15 protein-coding genes are annotated in these 16,349 nt (G+C 45.3%); 9 read left to right on the top strand and 6 right to left on the bottom strand.

Annotated features, from left to right (window positions below; genetic code table 11):
• Nucleotides 1-13 precede the first annotated feature (13 nt).
• From OXI21_RS08475 to OXI21_RS08455, 5 genes are all read left to right on the top strand, one after another.
• Nucleotides 14-652: a DedA family protein gene (locus OXI21_RS08475; RefSeq protein ID WP_279619135.1), complete on the top strand. Its 639-nt coding sequence runs from the start codon at nt 14-16 to the stop codon at nt 650-652.
• A 92-nt stretch (nt 653-744) separates the two neighbouring features.
• Nucleotides 745-1,239 carry a GNAT family N-acetyltransferase gene (locus OXI21_RS08470; protein ID WP_279619134.1) on the top strand — a complete coding sequence of 165 codons (495 nt, stop codon included), beginning with the start codon at nt 745-747 and terminating at the stop codon, nt 1,237-1,239.
• Between the two features lie 236 nt (nt 1,240-1,475).
• Entirely contained in the window at nt 1,476-3,152 is a 1,677-nt protein-coding gene (locus tag OXI21_RS08465) for a DEAD/DEAH box helicase (RefSeq protein WP_279619133.1), read from the top strand.
• A 194-nt stretch (nt 3,153-3,346) separates the two neighbouring features.
• Nucleotides 3,347-4,177: an HNH endonuclease signature motif containing protein gene (locus OXI21_RS08460; protein ID WP_279619132.1), complete on the top strand. Its 831-nt coding sequence runs from the start codon at nt 3,347-3,349 to the stop codon at nt 4,175-4,177.
• Nucleotides 4,178-4,285: 108 nt separating this feature from the next.
• Nucleotides 4,286-5,371: a hypothetical protein gene (locus OXI21_RS08455; RefSeq protein ID WP_279619131.1), complete on the top strand. Its 1,086-nt coding sequence runs from the start codon at nt 4,286-4,288 to the stop codon at nt 5,369-5,371.
• A 62-nt stretch (nt 5,372-5,433) separates the two neighbouring features.
• Here OXI21_RS08455 and OXI21_RS08450 read toward each other — a convergent pair whose 3' ends face one another.
• The 3 genes from OXI21_RS08450 to cysS form a co-directional block, all read right to left on the bottom strand.
• A complete protein-coding gene (locus OXI21_RS08450; protein ID WP_279619130.1) occupies nt 5,434-6,021 on the bottom strand; it encodes a TIGR00730 family Rossman fold protein in 588 nt (195 codons plus the stop codon).
• A gap of 89 nt (nt 6,022-6,110) precedes the next feature.
• Nucleotides 6,111-6,386 carry a DUF493 domain-containing protein gene (locus OXI21_RS08445; RefSeq protein WP_279619129.1) on the bottom strand — a complete coding sequence of 92 codons (276 nt, stop codon included), beginning with the start codon at nt 6,384-6,386 and terminating at the stop codon, nt 6,111-6,113.
• On the bottom strand, nt 6,387-7,769 hold the full coding sequence (gene cysS / locus OXI21_RS08440) for a cysteine--tRNA ligase (protein ID WP_279619128.1): 1,383 nt from the start codon (nt 7,767-7,769) through the stop codon (nt 6,387-6,389).
• A 221-nt stretch (nt 7,770-7,990) separates the two neighbouring features.
• Between cysS and OXI21_RS08435 the strand changes: the two genes are divergently transcribed.
• Complete coding sequence (locus OXI21_RS08435; protein ID WP_279619127.1) at nt 7,991-9,184, top strand: multidrug effflux MFS transporter; 1,194 nt, start codon at nt 7,991-7,993, stop codon at nt 9,182-9,184.
• Nucleotides 9,185-9,202: 18 nt separating this feature from the next.
• Here the strand turns inward: OXI21_RS08435 and OXI21_RS08430 are convergent, their stop codons facing one another.
• Nucleotides 9,203-9,931 carry an SDR family NAD(P)-dependent oxidoreductase gene (locus OXI21_RS08430; protein ID WP_279619126.1) on the bottom strand — a complete coding sequence of 243 codons (729 nt, stop codon included), beginning with the start codon at nt 9,929-9,931 and terminating at the stop codon, nt 9,203-9,205.
• Nucleotides 9,932-10,044: 113 nt separating this feature from the next.
• Here OXI21_RS08430 and glpK point away from each other — a divergent pair, with 113 nt between their 5' ends.
• The gene (gene glpK, locus OXI21_RS08425) at nt 10,045-11,562 is read left to right on the top strand and encodes a glycerol kinase GlpK (protein WP_279619125.1); all 1,518 of its coding nucleotides are present in this window, start codon (nt 10,045-10,047) and stop codon (nt 11,560-11,562) included.
• Between the two features lie 7 nt (nt 11,563-11,569).
• Here the strand turns inward: glpK and sucD are convergent, their stop codons facing one another.
• Both sucD and sucC read right to left on the bottom strand, forming a co-directional pair.
• Nucleotides 11,570-12,457 (bottom strand): succinate--CoA ligase subunit alpha, encoded by an 888-nt coding sequence (gene sucD, locus OXI21_RS08420; protein ID WP_279619124.1) that lies wholly within the window; start codon nt 12,455-12,457, stop codon nt 11,570-11,572.
• Nucleotides 12,441-13,667 (bottom strand): ADP-forming succinate--CoA ligase subunit beta, encoded by a 1,227-nt coding sequence (gene sucC, locus OXI21_RS08415; RefSeq protein WP_279619414.1) that lies wholly within the window; start codon nt 13,665-13,667, stop codon nt 12,441-12,443. The genes sucD and sucC overlap by 17 nt, the downstream gene beginning before the upstream one ends.
• 190 nt (nt 13,668-13,857) lie before the next feature.
• Here sucC and OXI21_RS08410 point away from each other — a divergent pair, with 190 nt between their 5' ends.
• Together OXI21_RS08410 and OXI21_RS08405 are read left to right on the top strand one after the other, a co-directional pair.
• Nucleotides 13,858-15,741: a glycerol-3-phosphate dehydrogenase/oxidase gene (locus tag OXI21_RS08410; RefSeq protein WP_279619123.1), complete on the top strand. Its 1,884-nt coding sequence runs from the start codon at nt 13,858-13,860 to the stop codon at nt 15,739-15,741.
• Between the two features lie 217 nt (nt 15,742-15,958).
• The gene (locus OXI21_RS08405; protein WP_279619122.1) at nt 15,959-16,288 is read left to right on the top strand and encodes a YerC/YecD family TrpR-related protein; all 330 of its coding nucleotides are present in this window, start codon (nt 15,959-15,961) and stop codon (nt 16,286-16,288) included.
• Nucleotides 16,289-16,349: the final 61 nt, after the last annotated feature.

The raw sequence follows: 16,349 nt of genomic DNA, 5'->3' as shown, positions 1-16,349 counted from the left end.
TGTATATTAAAGTATGGATCTATTTTCGTGGTTGGAACTCATCTTTATTGACTATGGATACGTCGCCGTATTCATCGTTTTACTGCTGTGCGGATTTGGGGTTCCGATCCCGGAAGATGTGACGCTGGTAGCAGGCGGGGTGATCGCAGGACTCGGGCACGCAAACCCACATTTTATGGTGATTGTCGGGCTTGCCGGTGTCTTAATTGGTGATGGGGTGATGTTTCTCGCCGGGCGCATCTTTGGCTATCGGATTTTACGGCTAAAATGGGTGGCGCGGATTATCACGCGCAAACGCTATATTCGCATTAAAGCGCTTTTTACCAAATATGGCAATTGGGTGCTCTTTATTGCGCGCTTTTTACCAGGATTACGAACGCCGATCTATATCACCTCCGGCATCACGCGCCGTGTTTCCATTATGCAATTTTTGATTATGGATGGGCTCGCTGCACTCATTTCGGTGCCGGTTTGGATCTATCTGGGAGTCTTTGGCGCTGAAAATATCGACTGGCTTGAGCATAAAATCCATCAATTTCAGGTGGGGATTTTTGCACTTTTAGGCATCGGCGCACTTATTTTAGTCTCTGTTTTCTGGCGTAAATATCGCGCGAAAAAGCTCGCAAAACTCGAGAATAAGCCCGCTGAGTAATCCTTTATAAGTATTGTAAGTTACGATGGTTATTCTATAATGGGGTGATAGTTATTGTTTGTTACTAAATCGTTACGGAAAAAGGAGATCTTATGACGATATTAATCTCGAAGGCTCATTGTGATATCCGTGAAATTGCGAAGCCCGATCCGAGCCATTATGAGCTATTACTCGATGCCGATCCCCTTAAAGCACGAATAAATGAAGCGCTTTCGATCGGAAAACTCTTTGCGCTCTATCATGAAGAAGAGCTCGTTGGCGTTCTGATTTTAGCCCCTAGAGCCCATGAGAAGGGCGTGCTTGAGATTATGAACATTGCGGTTTTAGAAGCCTATCGCCGCTCAGGTCTTGCAACGTTATTAATTGAATATGCCATTAATGAAGCGATCGCCGAGGGGTATGATTCGCTCTTAGTCGGTACTGGCAACTCAAGCTTTGGCGCACAGGCGCTCTACCAAAAAATGGGCTTTCGGATTGATGGAATCGAGCTCAATTACTTTGTCGAGCAATATCCCTTTAAAATTATTGAAAACGGGATCTTATGCCAAGACCGCATTAATCTGCGCTACCTAATTAAAGCAGATTAAGATGAATTAACGCCCCTTGAGGCAAATAAAAAAGTAAATAAGCGTTGCTTTTTTTATAAAACAGCGTATGATTCCTCCTTTCCTCATCGCCCAGTGAATTCATAATGTGAGATTATGAGCTAAGTGTACTTGACACTTAAGAGTAGTATCCGGTCGATGTTTCTTCTGACCGAGAATGATCAAGCACATTCCAAGCTTATAAAAGGCGACCTTAGCAATAAGGCCGATAGTTTTTTATGTTTTCAAAATTAAATCTCCATCCTACGTTACTCGAAGCTGTGGCAAAAATGGGGTATAACGAACCTACAGAGGTTCAAAATAAAGTTGTGCCGGTTGCAATGGGCGGCGCAGATGTGATGGTAAGTAGCCAGACCGGTAGCGGTAAAACGGCTGCGTTTTTATTACCCACATTACACCAAATTTTAACAGAAGAGAGTGATTCTCCTTCTGGCGATTCACAATCTCGTCCACGTCGTGGTCGCGGAGATCGTGAGCGCATGCAAGTTGCAAAACCTAAGGCCATTGTTATGTGCCCAACGCGTGAACTTGCCCTTCAGGTTTCTAAAGAAGCAATTTTATTAAAAGGCGATAGCCGTAACCTCCGCATTGCAACAGTGGTCGGTGGTATGCCATATCGTCGTCAAATTAAAGAGTTACAAAATGTCGCGCTTGTGGTTGCAACGCCGGGCCGTCTTTTAGACCTTTATAATCAAAATGCGATTAACTTTGATGATGTGCGTTTCTTCGTTGCTGACGAAGCAGACCGTATGCTTGATATGGGCTTCTCAGACGATATTAAAGCGATTCATAATGCTTGTCATAACGTTAATCAAACCTTAATGTTCTCAGCAACATTCCCACGTAAAGTGATGGATTTAGCGGAAAGCATGATGGATCATCCGGTTCGTGTTGAGCTTGCGATTAAAGATAATATTAATCCAAAAATCGAACAGCTTTTAAACTGGGCGGACGGTAAAGAGCATCAGCGTAAAATTTTACGTCATTGGCTTGATGATGCCGCGATCGACCAAGCGGTAGTGTTTGCACCAACGCAAAAAGAGAGTGAAGAAATTGCCGATGAACTTCGTGATGAAGGCGTATCTGCAAGCTTCTTACATGGCGGCTTACCACAAAATGTGCGTAATCGCCGTTTAGATGATCTTCGCCGTGGTCGTACTAAAATCTTAATCGCAACGGATGTTGCAGCGCGCGGGATTGACGTTGCGTCGATCACTCACGTGATTAATATCGGTCTTCCTCGTAAAGCCGAAGATTATGTGCATCGTATCGGTCGTACTGGCCGTGCGGGTCGTAGCGGTGTTGCGGTAACGATTCTTCATCATAAAGATGGTCGCCTACTTTCAGAAGTGACTCGTTTTATCGATCAAGAGATTGAAGCGAACGTCATCGAAGGATTAGAGCCTCACAAAACTCCATCAATGGGTGGCAATGGCGGCGGAAAAGGTCGCGGTCGCTCACGCCGTAATAGCGGTGGTGGTCGTCGTGGCGAAGGCCGTAATGAAGAGCGCCGTGAAAGCCGTGGCCGTCGTGATTTCTCTGAATCTCGCGGTGAGCGCGGTGGACGTAACGAGCGTAGTAATGATCGTTTTGAAGCCCGTGGTGATCGCGATAATCGTCGCGGTGGTGGCGAAGGTCGTCGTGAGCGTGCAGCGCACAATGAACGTGGATTTGAATCGCGTCGTGGTGGCAATAGCAATAATCAAGGCGAGCGTAGCTTTGGCGGTGGTCGTGGTCGTTCAGATCGCAATGAACGCGGTCAATTCTCAGATCGTCGCGATAATGACAACAATCGTGGCGAACGCCGTAGCCGTCGTGATAGCGAAGGGGGCGGTTTCAAAGCAAAACGTAGCTTTGATAACGCAAAACCACGCCGTTCACGTCACGCAGGTTAGTTGTTAATTTAATCAAATTAATCAAATCGCCCTGATCAACTATTGAAAAGGGTAATCAGAAAGCCTAGATTTTAACGAGTCTAGGCTTTTTTGTTCTCTACGAATTTTAACAACATCAAAATATATGAAGATGCATTTGCTTTCTTTATGTTACGTATCATTATGTAAAGATATGTGATCTATAAAGGAGGGAAATGATGTATCAAAAATTAATTAATAATTTACAGATCGGCACCAAATTAAATAATCATGAGCTTTGTGAGATATTCTTATGCAGTCCTCAAGGTGGAATGAGGCGATCACTTAAAACAAATGCTCTAGTCCTGGTCTCTAATCATATTAAATCTATCTATGATGATCGTTGGGAAAATGATATTTTGCATTATACCGGGATGGGGACGATTGGGGATCAGCGATTTGATCAGAGCCAAAACAAAACGCTCTATGAGTCGGAGACAAATCAAGTAAACATCTATCTATTTGAGGTGTTTAAAGATAAAGAATATACCTATACAGGAAAAATGGAATTAGCGGATGAGCCATATAAAGAGCAGCAACCGGATAGCACAGGCAATTTAAGAAATGTGTGCGTTTTTCCTCTTAAATTAACACATGGGTCGCGGTTATTATTAAAAGACGATATTGATGCTGCAACGCGAATAAAATTACGCCGCCTAAGTAAGTTATCCGATGAAGAGGTGTTAGCAGAAGCGCTTCTTGCTGCCGATACATTAGAGCTTTATCAAGAGTTGGCAACTAATTATAAACGTAATGTCTATGTTGCGGAATATGCCAAACGTAGAGCGAAAGGAATGTGCCAATTGTGTGATCAAGCCGCTCCCTTTAATACTCCAAGAGGTGCCCCTTATTTGGAATCACATCATATTATATGGCTTGCGCAAGGTGGAAAAGATACGATAGAAAATACCGTTGCACTGTGTCCAAATTGCCATAAAAAAATGCATATTGTTAATAGTGAGACCGATAAAGCCAAACTTCGTGGACGCGCCTCATTTATTTCATAAATTTGTTACCTATCCAATTATCGGCCATCATTGATGCAAATCTTAAAGAATGTCTAAGAGCCTGATAGCATGAACGTTTCTCTACAATAACAAATAAGCACCCTTAAAATGACAAAGAAAGATACGATAAAAGAGCGGCTGATGGCCAAATTCGTTCCAATTATTTTAGCATTTCTGTTTATCGTGATTATTGTTGATGGGGGCGTTTTCTGGTCGGTCGGATTGTTGTTACTTGTGATATTTACTGGAGAAGTATTCACTTATATTAGGCTCTTTAAGGCATTGAGTGATCCCTTTCATCGTTTAAATAAACCGCTGGGTGATGCTCATTCATTCGCGCCGGAGGCAATATCAGACATTTATAAGAGAGTGGCGTCCGCAGACATCTCAAGCAGTTCCTCCAAAAATCCTGACGAGCCGGCTAACAGAGTCATCATCAAGGGATATATTGAAATGAGCGATCGTGATCCTGAGTCGCGAGCATTAAGTAAACCCTTTGTCTATCTAGCAAGCACTGCCGATAGTTACTATGATTCAGAAGATTTTTGCATCAATGATGGTACGGGGCGGATCTATCTTAAAAAAGAGACGGAGATGACTCTCCACGCGCCGTTTGAATTTTCTCAAGTCTTAAAAGAGGGGGATTCGGTTCATGCGCTGGGCGTGCCGATTTTAGAGAAAAATAGGCTCTTTTTAACGGGGAAAAAGGATAAAATGAGGGTGATGATCGAGCCTGAACTCCCCTATAGCGTGCGTCTTCAGCGGGAAAAAGATCAGAAAACACTAGTGCGGAGCGGACTCATGCTACTAGTGGGAATAATCATGGCATTTTTAGCCGTGGCAATGGGGGCGGGATCCGGAATCGGGTCGGCGGGAGAAGATATGTTCATCAAAATGTTTTTGCTATTGGCATACATTTTTTCAGGATTAATGGTTCTATCGCTGCTTTCGATGATTGCCGATCTTACCAAGGAACGCTCGAAGTGGCGCTATGTAGAAAAAATCATAAAATATGGTTGGAGGCTCGGAATCTTGACCAATCTTTTTAGCATCATGATTAATGCCTCCGCGTATTATCTATTGATCGGCTTAGGGGTCGCTTTTGCCACAAGCCTTATAATCACAGTAATCTATTTTGATTTTATTATACGGGTTATCGATAAACCCTATTATCGAGAGGCCAATAAAGCGTAAACGCCCTCGAGAGATGAGGTTTTAGAGTCGCTCAACTCCCAAAAGCAATATAGCAATATATCCTACTTCTTCAAATAACTGGGATCTTGCCATTTTGAGGTGAAGTGGGGCGCATAGTTGGCCATTTTGGTTAATAGGATTTCAGGATCAGCGTCGCTATCAAAGAGGGAGAGATTCGATTCAGGCATAAATTTTTGCGCGATAATGCTCTTAATGCAGGTCACAAGGGGATCGTAAAAACCTGAGATATTGAGTAGCCCAGTAGGTTTATGGTGGAGTTTTAATTGTGACGCGGAGAGTACTTCAAAGAGCTCTTCGAGCGTACCAATCCCGCCGGGCATTGCGATAAATCCATCGGAAAGCTCCATCATTTTAGCTTTACGGGTGACCATGTCGGGTGTGACGATCAATTCCGTCACGCCTTCGTGAGCGACTTCCATCTCTTTTAAAAAGGTCGGGATCACACCGATCACTTTGCCGCCATGCTCAAGCACCGAATCGGCCACCGCGCCCATGAGACCAATCGCGCCGCCTCCGTAGACTAGGGTAATCTCTTTTTCAGCCATCGCTTTTCCAAGCGCTTTAGCGCCGGCTAAATAGTTGGGGTCTTCCCCTAAATTTGATCCGCAATATACGGCGATCTGTTTCATGTTGCTCTCCTTGCAAGAATGGATGGAATCAAACAAAAAAAGAGACCGATCACAGGATGGCCTCTTTTTAAATCATTAAAATTTAAGGATTACAGCGCCCATAAAACGCGCTCTTCACCTTTTAAATGCTCATAAATCGAATGAACTTCTTCTGAAGTTGTAACATAAACTTTGAGCGTTAAGGTCATATATTTATTGGTTTTGCTGAACGTGCGCACGATATGTTCCTCTTTAACGGGAGGAGCGACGCGCTCAACAAGCGATAAAATCGCCGGTTCAAATGCCTCATCATTACCGCCAACCACTTTATAGGTAAAGTAGGTGGGAAATTCGATGAGCGATTCGCCAGTTTCTGGATTAATCATTTAAATACGTCTCCACGTTGTTTGGCCATCCTTGTCTTCAAGAACAATGCCTTTTTCCTTCAATTCATCACGAATGCGATCGGACTCGGCCCAATCTTTATTCGCGCGTGCTTCATTACGTTTAGTAATGAGGGCGTCGATGTCAAAATCAAGGTCCGTTTGGTCTCCTTGTAAGAATTTTTTTGGCTCTTCCGTTAAAATGCCGAGCACATTTCCAAGCCCTTTTAAAATGGCGTGGTGCAGCGCATCTTTATGGATATTGAGCTGTGCGGCCACCTCATGCATCACACTTAAGGCAAGCGGGGTATTGAAATCATCATTCATCGCCTCTTTAAAGCGAACAATATAATCATGATTTTCCGCGATTGCCTTGTCAAACAGGGCCTCATCACGATCCTCAATCGCCACTTGATTTAGAGCGGTGTAGAAACGCTTGAGTGCATTTTCTGATTGCTCAATGGTCTCATCGCAGTAATTAATGTGCGTGCGATAGTGGGCATTTAAGATGAAAAAGCGTAACACTTCCGCCGGATAGCGCGCTAAAATCTCACTAATGGTGAAGAAGTTTCCGAGCGATTTACTCATCTTTTCATTATCGATATTGATAAAGCCGTTATGCATCCAAAAGTTCGCCATCGGCGTGTCGTGGCAACCTTCCGATTGGGCAATTTCACACTCATGATGGGGGAATTTAAGGTCCATTCCACCGCCGTGAATATCAAAATGTTCGCCAAGTTTTTCCTTACTCATTACCGAACACTCAATATGCCAGCCCGGACGACCGTTACCAAAGGGCGATTCCCACGCAGGTTCTCCCTCTTTTGCACGTTTCCAGAGCACAAAATCGAGCGGATCTTCTTTATGTTCATCAACGGCAATGCGTTCACCCGAGCGAAGATCATCGATATTTTGGTTCGATAATTTGCCATATTCCGGGAATTTACGCACACGATAGTAGACATCGCCGTTTTTAGCTTCATAAGCGAGCCCTTTTTCAATAAGGGTTTCGATCATCTCAATCATGCCGCCGATATAATCGGTCGCGCGAGGTTCATGATCGGGTGCCATAACGTTCAGCGCGTCACAATCTTCATGCATCGCATCGATAAATTCGGTAGTCAGCTCACCAATTGTGATACCACGCTCATTGGCGCGGGCAATGATTTTATCGTCGATATCGGTGATGTTGCGCACAAAATTGACATCATAACCGGCAAAACGTAGGTAGCGATTGATCATATCAAAGGCAACGAGTGAACGCGCATGACCAATGTGACAATAGTCGTAGACTGTCATTCCGCAGACATACATATTGACCTTAGGCGGTGCAATGGGTGTAAAATCCTCTTTTTTACGGGTAAGACTATTGTAGAGTTTGATCATATTGGTTTATCCACCTTGAATCGAATAAAGAATAAATAAGACAATCCTTAATTTTAGCGTAAACGGTGGGAAATATCACCCCGAAAGCGGTGTTTGCTTGATATAAATAGAGAAGTGCCTTAAAGCGATCCGTTTCGTACGATTCGAATTGAGAATAATTCCTATTCTATCTGCTATACTATCGGCTCGTTTATTTGCGATCGATTGTAAGGGATGTATCTATGATTCAACCGAAGGCTTTGCCCGCGGCTCATTTTTTAGTGGCGATTTTAACGCTGATGGCGGCTTTTGGTCCGCTCTCGATTGATCTCTATCTCCCCGCATTTTTACAGATCCAAGAGGGGCTCAATGCCGATCCTTCCGATGTAAAACGAACGCTCACTACCTTTTTAACCGGGCTTTGTATCGGGATGATGTTTTATGGCTCACTCTCGGATAAATATGGCCGGCGGAAACTGGTTTTAATCGGCTCGGTGATCTATACCGCCACCAGCATTATTAGCGCCTTTGCCACCTCCATTGAATACCTTATTTATGCGCGATTTTTCCAAGCGATCGGAGCGGGGGCGTGCATGGTGGTCGGACGGGCTATTATCCGTGATGTCTTTAGCGGAAAAAAAGTGGCGATGATGATGTCGGTAGTGCAGGTGATTTTAATGATCGCGCCGCTCGCAGCGCCTTTTATTGGCGTCCAAGTTTTGAAACTCTTTGATTCATGGCGGGCACTTTTCTGGCTACTCGCGTTTTTTGGGATAATTACCTTTCTCTCGACGCTCTTTTTCCTCCCAGAAACCTATAAAAAAGAGGATCGCCAAGAGGTGAGCATTCTCGGCACTTTTTATAATTACATTCGCATTCTTAAAAAGCCCGATTCGCTCGGCTCAATCTTAGGGTGTGCGCTTCCTTCGGGCTTTGTATTTGCCTATATTACCGGCTCGCCGCATCTTTATCAGCAGACCTACGGAGTGAGCGAGCAGACCTTTAGTCTCCTCTTTGGAATCAATATTATTGGGGTGATTATTAGTGCGCTCCTTAATATCGTGTTGCTGCGCCGATTTTCCGTCAATAGCCTGATTATGTTTGGGCTCTCGTGGATGGCGGTTGCCGGTGTGATTACCTTCTTCTTTGCCGATTATTCGCTGATTAGCTTCCTTATTTCGATCTTTTTATTGATGTGCGTATCGGGCTTTGTGGGCAATAACCTTGCGTCGAAAATTATTGAGCTCAATTATCATCAAGCGGGCGCGGCGATGGCGCTCAATTCCGCCTCACAATTTATGATCGGCTCGATTGCAAGTTTCATCGTCGGGCATAATCAAGCGCTGATGGTGCCGGTAATGGCATTTTGTGGGATCTCAGCGCTCTTTGCCTATCTCTTCTTGGTGGTGTTTTATCAAAAACGTCATGCTGGTTAATCAGCACGGATCATTCCGCTAATCGTAATCTCTCACATCGGCGATCGGCGTTGTTTTCATCGCATCGCTATGGCGAAAACGGATCAGTTTTTGCGCCGTCTCTTCCGGGGAGCTTAAGAGCTCCTCCTCTTTAAGGGAGATAAAACGCTCTACAAGCGGGAAGGTTTCAATGGAACTGCTCCGAATGACCGATTGCATATCCGTATCAATCACGCCCGGGGCAATAGAGGCGATATAGACCGGATTTTTAACCGATTTCTGCTCTTCAAAGACCACGCGAGTGAAGTGATCGAGCGCCGCTTTGGTCATGCAATAAACGCCCCAACCGAGATAAGCTTTTCGCCCCGCGCCCGATGAGATATTCAGCACATATTTTTCCCCGGGAAAATCCTCTAAGGCCTCGATAAATGCATTGGTTAACGCGATCGGAGCGGTAATATTGAGCGCCACCGCATTTTGAATCGAATGGGCATTGACGCTCCCGATTAATCCAATCGGTTCCACCATACCGGCATTATTAATAAGCGTGATGCTTGCCGCGCCTTGCCGATTTTCATCAATCCAATTAATAACCTCCGGAATGGTATCAATATCGGTAAGATCGAGGGTTAAAAAGTGCTCAAGGGCTTCGGGATTATTACGCGCGATACGGAGCACAATGCTCTCGGGATCTTTATCAAGTTTTGTTGCGAGCGCCTTACCAATTCCTCGCGATGCACCTGTCACAATATAGAGATGAGTCGCCATAAATATGAATACTCCTAATCTGTTTTATAGTTATTCTTAAGAGTTGAGTGTAACCCATTCCCGCGTGAATTATGGTATTTTTATTATAATATTTGAACGATTGAGGCAGAGCGATGAGTCACGATAATAATCTAAACAGAGCGCAATACATTATGGCGATCGACCAAGGAACGACGAGTACGCGGGCGATGATTTTCGATCATGCGGGGCGAATTGTGGGGATGTCGCAAAAGGAGTTTTCCCAATCGTTTCGCAAGCCAGGCTGGGTGGAGCATGATGCCAATGAGATTTGGGGGACGGTATTATCGGTGATGGCGATGGTACTCACTGAATCCAATATCCGTGCCGATTCCATTGCGGCGATCGGCATTACCAATCAGCGTGAAACCACCGTGGTGTGGGACAAGACAACCGGCCTACCGATCCATCCTGCCATTGTGTGGCAATCTCGGCAAAGTGATGCCATTTGTCATCAGCTCAAAGAGGCGGGGTATGAGCCACTTTTTCGCGAAAAGACCGGATTATTACTCGACCCTTATTTTGCTGGTACCAAAGTTAAATGGATTTTAGATCATGTCGATGGGGCGCGTCAGCGTGCGGAAAAAGGGGAGCTCTTATTTGGCACGATCGATAGCTGGCTGATCTGGAAACTTTCCGGTGGGAAAGCTCATGTTACCGATTATTCCAACGCCTCAAGAACACTATTATATAACATTCATACCCTTAAATGGGACGAAGAACTTCTCAATATTTTAGCGATTCCGAAGGCGATGCTCCCGGAGGTTAACCCGTCATCCCATATTTATGCGACCACCGAAGAGGATCACTTTTTTGGGCAACAAATCCCCATTGCAAGTGCCATTGGTGATCAGCAAGCGGCGCTCTTTGGGCAAACCTGCTTTGAGGCGGGTCACGCGAAAAATACCTACGGCACGGGATGTTTTATGTTGATGAATACCGGCGAAAAGGCGGTGCATTCGAAGCATGGATTATTAACGACGATTGCTTGGGGACTCGATGGAAAAGTAAATTATGCGCTGGAAGGCTCGATCTTTGTGGCAGGTTCGGCGATTCAGTGGCTCCGCGATGGGTTACGAATGATTCAATCGGCGCCTCAATCGGAGCAATATGCGACGCGTATTACGAGCAGCGAAGGCATCTATGTGGTGCCGGCGTTTGTCGGGCTTGGCACGCCTTATTGGGATTCTGAGGCGAAAGGGGCGATTTTTGGATTAACCCGCGGTACTGAAAAAGAACATTTTATTCGGGCAACGCTTGAATCCCTTGCCTACCAAACGCGCGATGTCTTGGAAGCGATGGAGGAAGATTCCGGCGTATCACTTAAGACGCTTCGGGTTGATGGCGGGGCAGTTCAAAATAACTTTTTAATGCAATTTCAATCAGATCTACTTGGTGTTCCGGTAGAGCGGCCGTCAATCTCGGAAACCACCGCTCTTGGCGCTGCTTATCTTGCCGGGCTTGCCGTTGGATTTTGGTCCTCAAAAGAGGCGATTGCAAAATATTGGGCTCTTGACCAAGAGTTTACCCCGCAGATGGAACCGATCATGCGGGAAAAACTCTATCATGGTTGGAAGGTAGCGGTAAATGCCACTATGCAGTTTAAGCCTTAAGTTGCGCCTAAAGTAAGTTGTGTTGCTTTAATACGCTGTAGGTGGTCCGCCCGATTTCGGCCGGTGAACGTGTATAGGTAATTCCGGCTCGTTCAAACGCTTTAAATTTATCCTCGGCCGTGCCTTTCCCTCCGGCAATAATCGCGCCGGCATGGCCCATTCGTTTTCCAGGGGGCGAGGTAACCCCGGCGATATAAGCGATCACGGGTTTACGAATGTTCGATTGGATAAATTCAGCCGCGCGTTCTTCAGCGGTGCCACCAATTTCGCCAATCATAATAATGGCATCTGTCTCAGGATCGTCTTCAAATAAAGCGAGGATCTCCATCTGATTCAATCCAATAATCGGATCGCCGCCGATGCCAATGCAGGTAGATTGCCCAAGGCCTAATGTGGTAGTCTGCGTGACGGCTTCATAGGTCAAAGTCCCCGAGCGTGATATTACGCCGATCCGTCCTTTTTTATGAATATGTCCCGGCATAATCCCAATTTTACAGGCATCAGGCACAATAATTCCCGGGCAATTAGGACCAATTAAACGGACATTGGGCACCGATTGGATATACTTTTTCGCAATAATCATATCGTGAATGGGGACATGCTCGGTGATTACGATAATCAGTGTAATGCCGGCATCGACCGCTTCAATAATGGAGTCGAGCACAAAAGGCGCGGGCACAAAGATGACACTGGTATCGGCAGATGTGGCTAAAACCGCCTCGCGCATCGTATTAAATACCGGCTTTCCAAGATGGATTTCGCCCCCTTTCCCAGGGGTCACACCGCCCACAATATGGGTTCCATACGCCATGCACTCTTTTGCGTGATAGGTACCCGTTTGTCCGGTAAAACCTTGCACTAAGACTTTTGTCTCTTGATTAACTAAGATCGCCATTTTGACCTCCTGTTGTTCTGTTATCCATAGGAGTATTTCCGGTGGCTTGGATCACTTTTTGAGCGGCATCAGCAAGATCCTCGGCCACTATTATGGGAAGATTGGCTCGATCAATCAGCGCAAGCCCATCTTCGGCGTGATTTCCCGCAAGGCGCACTACGATAGGACGAGTAATATATCCCTCCTCCATCGCGTTAATAATGGCCTCGGCAATCATATCGCAACGCACAATACCACCAAAGATATTGACTAAAATCGCCTCTACCTTCGGATCAGACAAAATCAGTTTAAAAGCCGCTAAAACCGCCTTTTCAGTCGCGCCACCGCCCACATCTAAAAAATTCGCCGGCGTTGCACCATAAAATTGAATAATATCCATGGTCGCCATAGCAAGCCCCGCGCCATTGACCATACACCCAATATTTCCCCCGAGGGATACGTAGCTAAGATTATATTCCGCCGCCATCAGCTCATAGCGATTTTCCTGCGAACGATCTTGCTCGGCAACGTGATGAGGCTGTCTAAAGCGTGCATTATCATCAATGGCAATTTTTGCATCGATCGTCATCAGCCGGCCATCTCTCAATACCGAAAGTGGGTTAATCTCTAGCAGCGCAAGATCATGCTCTATAAAGGCCTTATACGCGCCTTGCACCATTTTAATAAATGCGTTAAGTTGCGATTCATTGAGTCCTAAGTGATACCCCATATTTCGTGCATGGCTAACGCGCAATCCAACGAGTGGAGAGAGCGCTATTTTAAAGATCTTATCGGGCATGATTTTGGCAACCTCTTCAATCTCCATACCGCCTTCAGTGGAGACCATAAAGGTGATGCACTCATTTTCCCGGTCGAGCGTTGCCCCTAGATAGAACTCCTTTTCAACCGGATAGAGATTTTCAGAGATTAAAAGCGCATGAATGGGCTGGCCTTTTTCATCGGTTTGCGGGGTTACGAGCGATTTCCCAAGGAGCGAGGAGGCATATTCCCGCGCTTCTCCTAAGCTCTCCACCACACGGACACCGCCGGCTTTTCCACGTCCTCCTGCATGAATTTGTGCTTTAACAACCGTCGTATGCGTGCCTAATTGGCTCGATAATTGCGTGTACGCTTCCACCACCTCCTCAATCGTTGTGGCTAGGATCTCATTGGGCAGGGGAAATCCATATTGCTTAAGCAGGGCTTTGGCTTGATATTCGTGTAGATTCATTGGCATTACCTCTCGTTTTACTTTTGTTATTGTTGTTATAGATGGGTATCTTCTTAATAATAAACGGCCAAGTCTTCTATATTGAATCATAATTTTCATTATTTTTCCGTTATAAGAGATGTGATAACATACTCTTATTAAGAAATATGAACGTGTAATTCTCTAGTATTTACTCGAAAGGAACTATGGTATGAGCTTATCTTCACTCAATCGACGTCACACCTTTTTACAATTTAAAGAGAAAACCTATGACCTGCTTGTGATCGGTGGAGGGATTACCGGTGCGGGGATTGCGCTTGATGCAGTAAGTCGCGGAATGAGCGTTGCGCTCGTTGACAAAAGTGACTTTGCCGCGGGGACGAGTAGCCGTTCAACCAAGCTAGTTCACGGGGGATTGCGCTATCTTAAAAATTTCCAATTTAAAGTGGTCGCCGATACCGGGAAAGAGCGCTCCATCGTCCATCAAAATGGGCCACATGTTACTCATCGTGAGCCGATGTTATTGCCCATTCATAAAGGCGGTGGACTCGGGCGATTTACGACATCCCTTGGTCTTCGTTTTTATGATTATCTGGCGGGGGTGAAAGAGGATGAACGCCGCGCAATGCTAAAGGCGGGCGATGTCTTAGCGAAAGTCCCTAATCTTAAAAAAGAGGGGCTTAAAGGGGGCGGATATTATGTGGAATATCGCACCGATGATGCGCGTCTAACCATTGAGGTGATTAAAAAAGCCCATGAGCTTGGGGCGGATGTGATTAACTACGCCGAAGTGAAAGCCTTTAACTATGATGATTCCGGCATGGTGGAAGGCGCGGTGATTACCGATAAGGCAACCAATAATACCTATCTTATCGATGCGCGCGTGGTGGTCAATGCGACCGGTCCTTGGGTGGAAAATTTAGAACGCATTATTAATCCTAAAAACGACTCAACAAAGGATCAGCAAAACGAGCGCCTACTTTTAACTAAAGGGGTGCACATTGTCTTTGATAAAGCGCGTTTCCCGCTTGAGCAATCGATCTATTTTGATACTGAATATGATAAGCGGATGATCTTTGCGATCCCGCGGGGTAATAAGGTTTACGTCGGAACGACCGATACCATCTATGTGGCCGAGAAAGAAAATCCTCCCATTACCACGATGGATCGTTACTATCTGCTCGGCGCGATCAATTATATGTTCCCAACGCTTGGTTTGACGGAAGTGGATATTGAATCGTCGTGGGCGGGCTTACGTCCGTTAATTAAAGAGGATGGAAAAGATCCTTCAGCCATCTCCCGTAAAGATGAGATTTGGGAAGATCATACCGGCGTGATGACCATTGCCGGTGGGAAATTAACAGGCTATCGCTTAATGGCGGAAGAGATTGTCGATCGCGTCGCTGAAAAGCTTAAAATCGGCTTTGAACGGGAATTTAATCCGTGCCAAACGCTCACACTTCCCATTTCAGGCGGGAATATCGCTATCGATCAATATGAAGCATTTATTGAAGCAAAAGGAAAAGAGGCTGTAGATTTTAATCTCACCGAAGAGGCAGGCAGACGCTTAGCGGCCTTTTATGGCACCAACGTCGATAAACTCTTTACCTTAGCGAAAAATGCAACGCCCGATAAGATGGGGAATCTCCCCATTGAGCTCTATGTCCGTCTTTTATATGGACTCGAGGAAGAGGCGATTATGACCCCCGCTGATTTCTTCATTCGTCGTACCGGCGCGCTCTATTTTGATATTGATGCGGTCTACACTTATAAAGATGATCTTCTAAAAGTGATGGCGCGTTATTTTGGTTGGTCGCTTGAGCGAATTGCCTACTATAATGCAGAGATGGCGAGTGCAATCTATCATGCAACGCACGCAGTGGAAGAAGAGGGCGTGATTAAGATTGGTATGACAGGAATGGACGGCGCTCAAAAACCTGAAACCTTAAAAGCACTTGAAGCCGATGTGGAGGCGCATTTTAAAGCCCGTCAGGCGCGTCTTAGCCATCAAGCGAAAGAGGCGAAAAAAGCCCTCCATCATCAAGAAACACCGAAGAATCCTCAAAAGGAGGAACCTGAGATGGATGAAGAGTAGACGTTACGTTCAATATTTATGAAATAAGATATATAGATATATACAAACAAAGAGAGCCTGGCGATGTGCCGGGCTTTTTTATGATCGATTTAATAGGATTAATAGGCGCGAGGGGGATTAATGCGTATAATAGACAATCATTGTATGGATGTATTAGTATAGTGGATCAAGGAATAACCAATAAAATAATATCGTTACATTGAGGATACTGACAGATATGGATAAAATTAATGATGCTCTTCGCACCAAGCTTGAAGAGCGCAATTTTGAGGATGAACTCTATAAGGCGATTTTACTGCTGGAGACAAAAGAGGAGATGAAGGCCTTTTTCAAAGATCTCTGTACGCCTCAAGAAATTAGTGCCATGGCGGAACGTTGGAAAGTGTGTCAGCTTCTCGAGCGGGGCGATCTCTCTTATCGGGATATTAATGCACTTACTGGCGCAAGTTTGACAACGATTGGGCGTGTGGCGCGTTTTATTAAAGATGAGGATAATCGCGGCTACATTAATGTACTTGCTAAGCTTTCACCTGAGGAAAAGCTCTAGTTTTAGTTCAATCTCATTTTAATCCATCTCTCATCAACGCAAACCCCGGACAATCTAATTA

Origin of the sequence: Ignatzschineria sp. RMDPL8A (assembly GCF_029815055.1) — a bacterium.
Lineage (GTDB): Bacteria > Pseudomonadota > Gammaproteobacteria > Cardiobacteriales > Wohlfahrtiimonadaceae > CALZBJ01.
The sequence above is the reverse complement of the archived record's forward strand: the minus strand, read 5'-3'. Positions and strand labels throughout refer to the sequence as shown.

Bases quoted from the DNA above. Each gene is read 5' to 3' on its own strand.
- OXI21_RS08475 (WP_279619135.1), top strand. From the start codon at position 14: ATGGATCTATTTTCGTGGTTGGAACTCATCTTTATTGACTATGGATAC.
- OXI21_RS08470 (WP_279619134.1), top strand. From the start codon at position 745: ATGACGATATTAATCTCGAAGGCTCATTGTGATATCCGTGAAATTGCG.
- OXI21_RS08465 (WP_279619133.1), top strand. From the start codon at position 1,476: ATGTTTTCAAAATTAAATCTCCATCCTACGTTACTCGAAGCTGTGGCA.
- OXI21_RS08460 (WP_279619132.1), top strand. From the start codon at position 3,347: ATGATGTATCAAAAATTAATTAATAATTTACAGATCGGCACCAAATTA.
- OXI21_RS08455 (WP_279619131.1), top strand. From the start codon at position 4,286: ATGACAAAGAAAGATACGATAAAAGAGCGGCTGATGGCCAAATTCGTT.
- OXI21_RS08450 (WP_279619130.1), bottom strand. From the start codon at position 6,021: ATGAAACAGATCGCCGTATATTGCGGATCAAATTTAGGGGAAGACCCC.
- OXI21_RS08445 (WP_279619129.1), bottom strand. From the start codon at position 6,386: ATGATTAATCCAGAAACTGGCGAATCGCTCATCGAATTTCCCACCTAC.
- cysS (WP_279619128.1), bottom strand. From the start codon at position 7,769: ATGATCAAACTCTACAATAGTCTTACCCGTAAAAAAGAGGATTTTACA.
- OXI21_RS08435 (WP_279619127.1), top strand. From the start codon at position 7,991: ATGATTCAACCGAAGGCTTTGCCCGCGGCTCATTTTTTAGTGGCGATT.
- OXI21_RS08430 (WP_279619126.1), bottom strand. From the start codon at position 9,931: ATGGCGACTCATCTCTATATTGTGACAGGTGCATCGCGAGGAATTGGT.
- glpK (WP_279619125.1), top strand. From the start codon at position 10,045: ATGAGTCACGATAATAATCTAAACAGAGCGCAATACATTATGGCGATC.
- sucD (WP_279619124.1), bottom strand. From the start codon at position 12,457: ATGGCGATCTTAGTTAATCAAGAGACAAAAGTCTTAGTGCAAGGTTTT.
- sucC (WP_279619414.1), bottom strand. From the start codon at position 13,667: ATGAATCTACACGAATATCAAGCCAAAGCCCTGCTTAAGCAATATGGA.
- OXI21_RS08410 (WP_279619123.1), top strand. From the start codon at position 13,858: ATGAGCTTATCTTCACTCAATCGACGTCACACCTTTTTACAATTTAAA.
- OXI21_RS08405 (WP_279619122.1), top strand. From the start codon at position 15,959: ATGGATAAAATTAATGATGCTCTTCGCACCAAGCTTGAAGAGCGCAAT.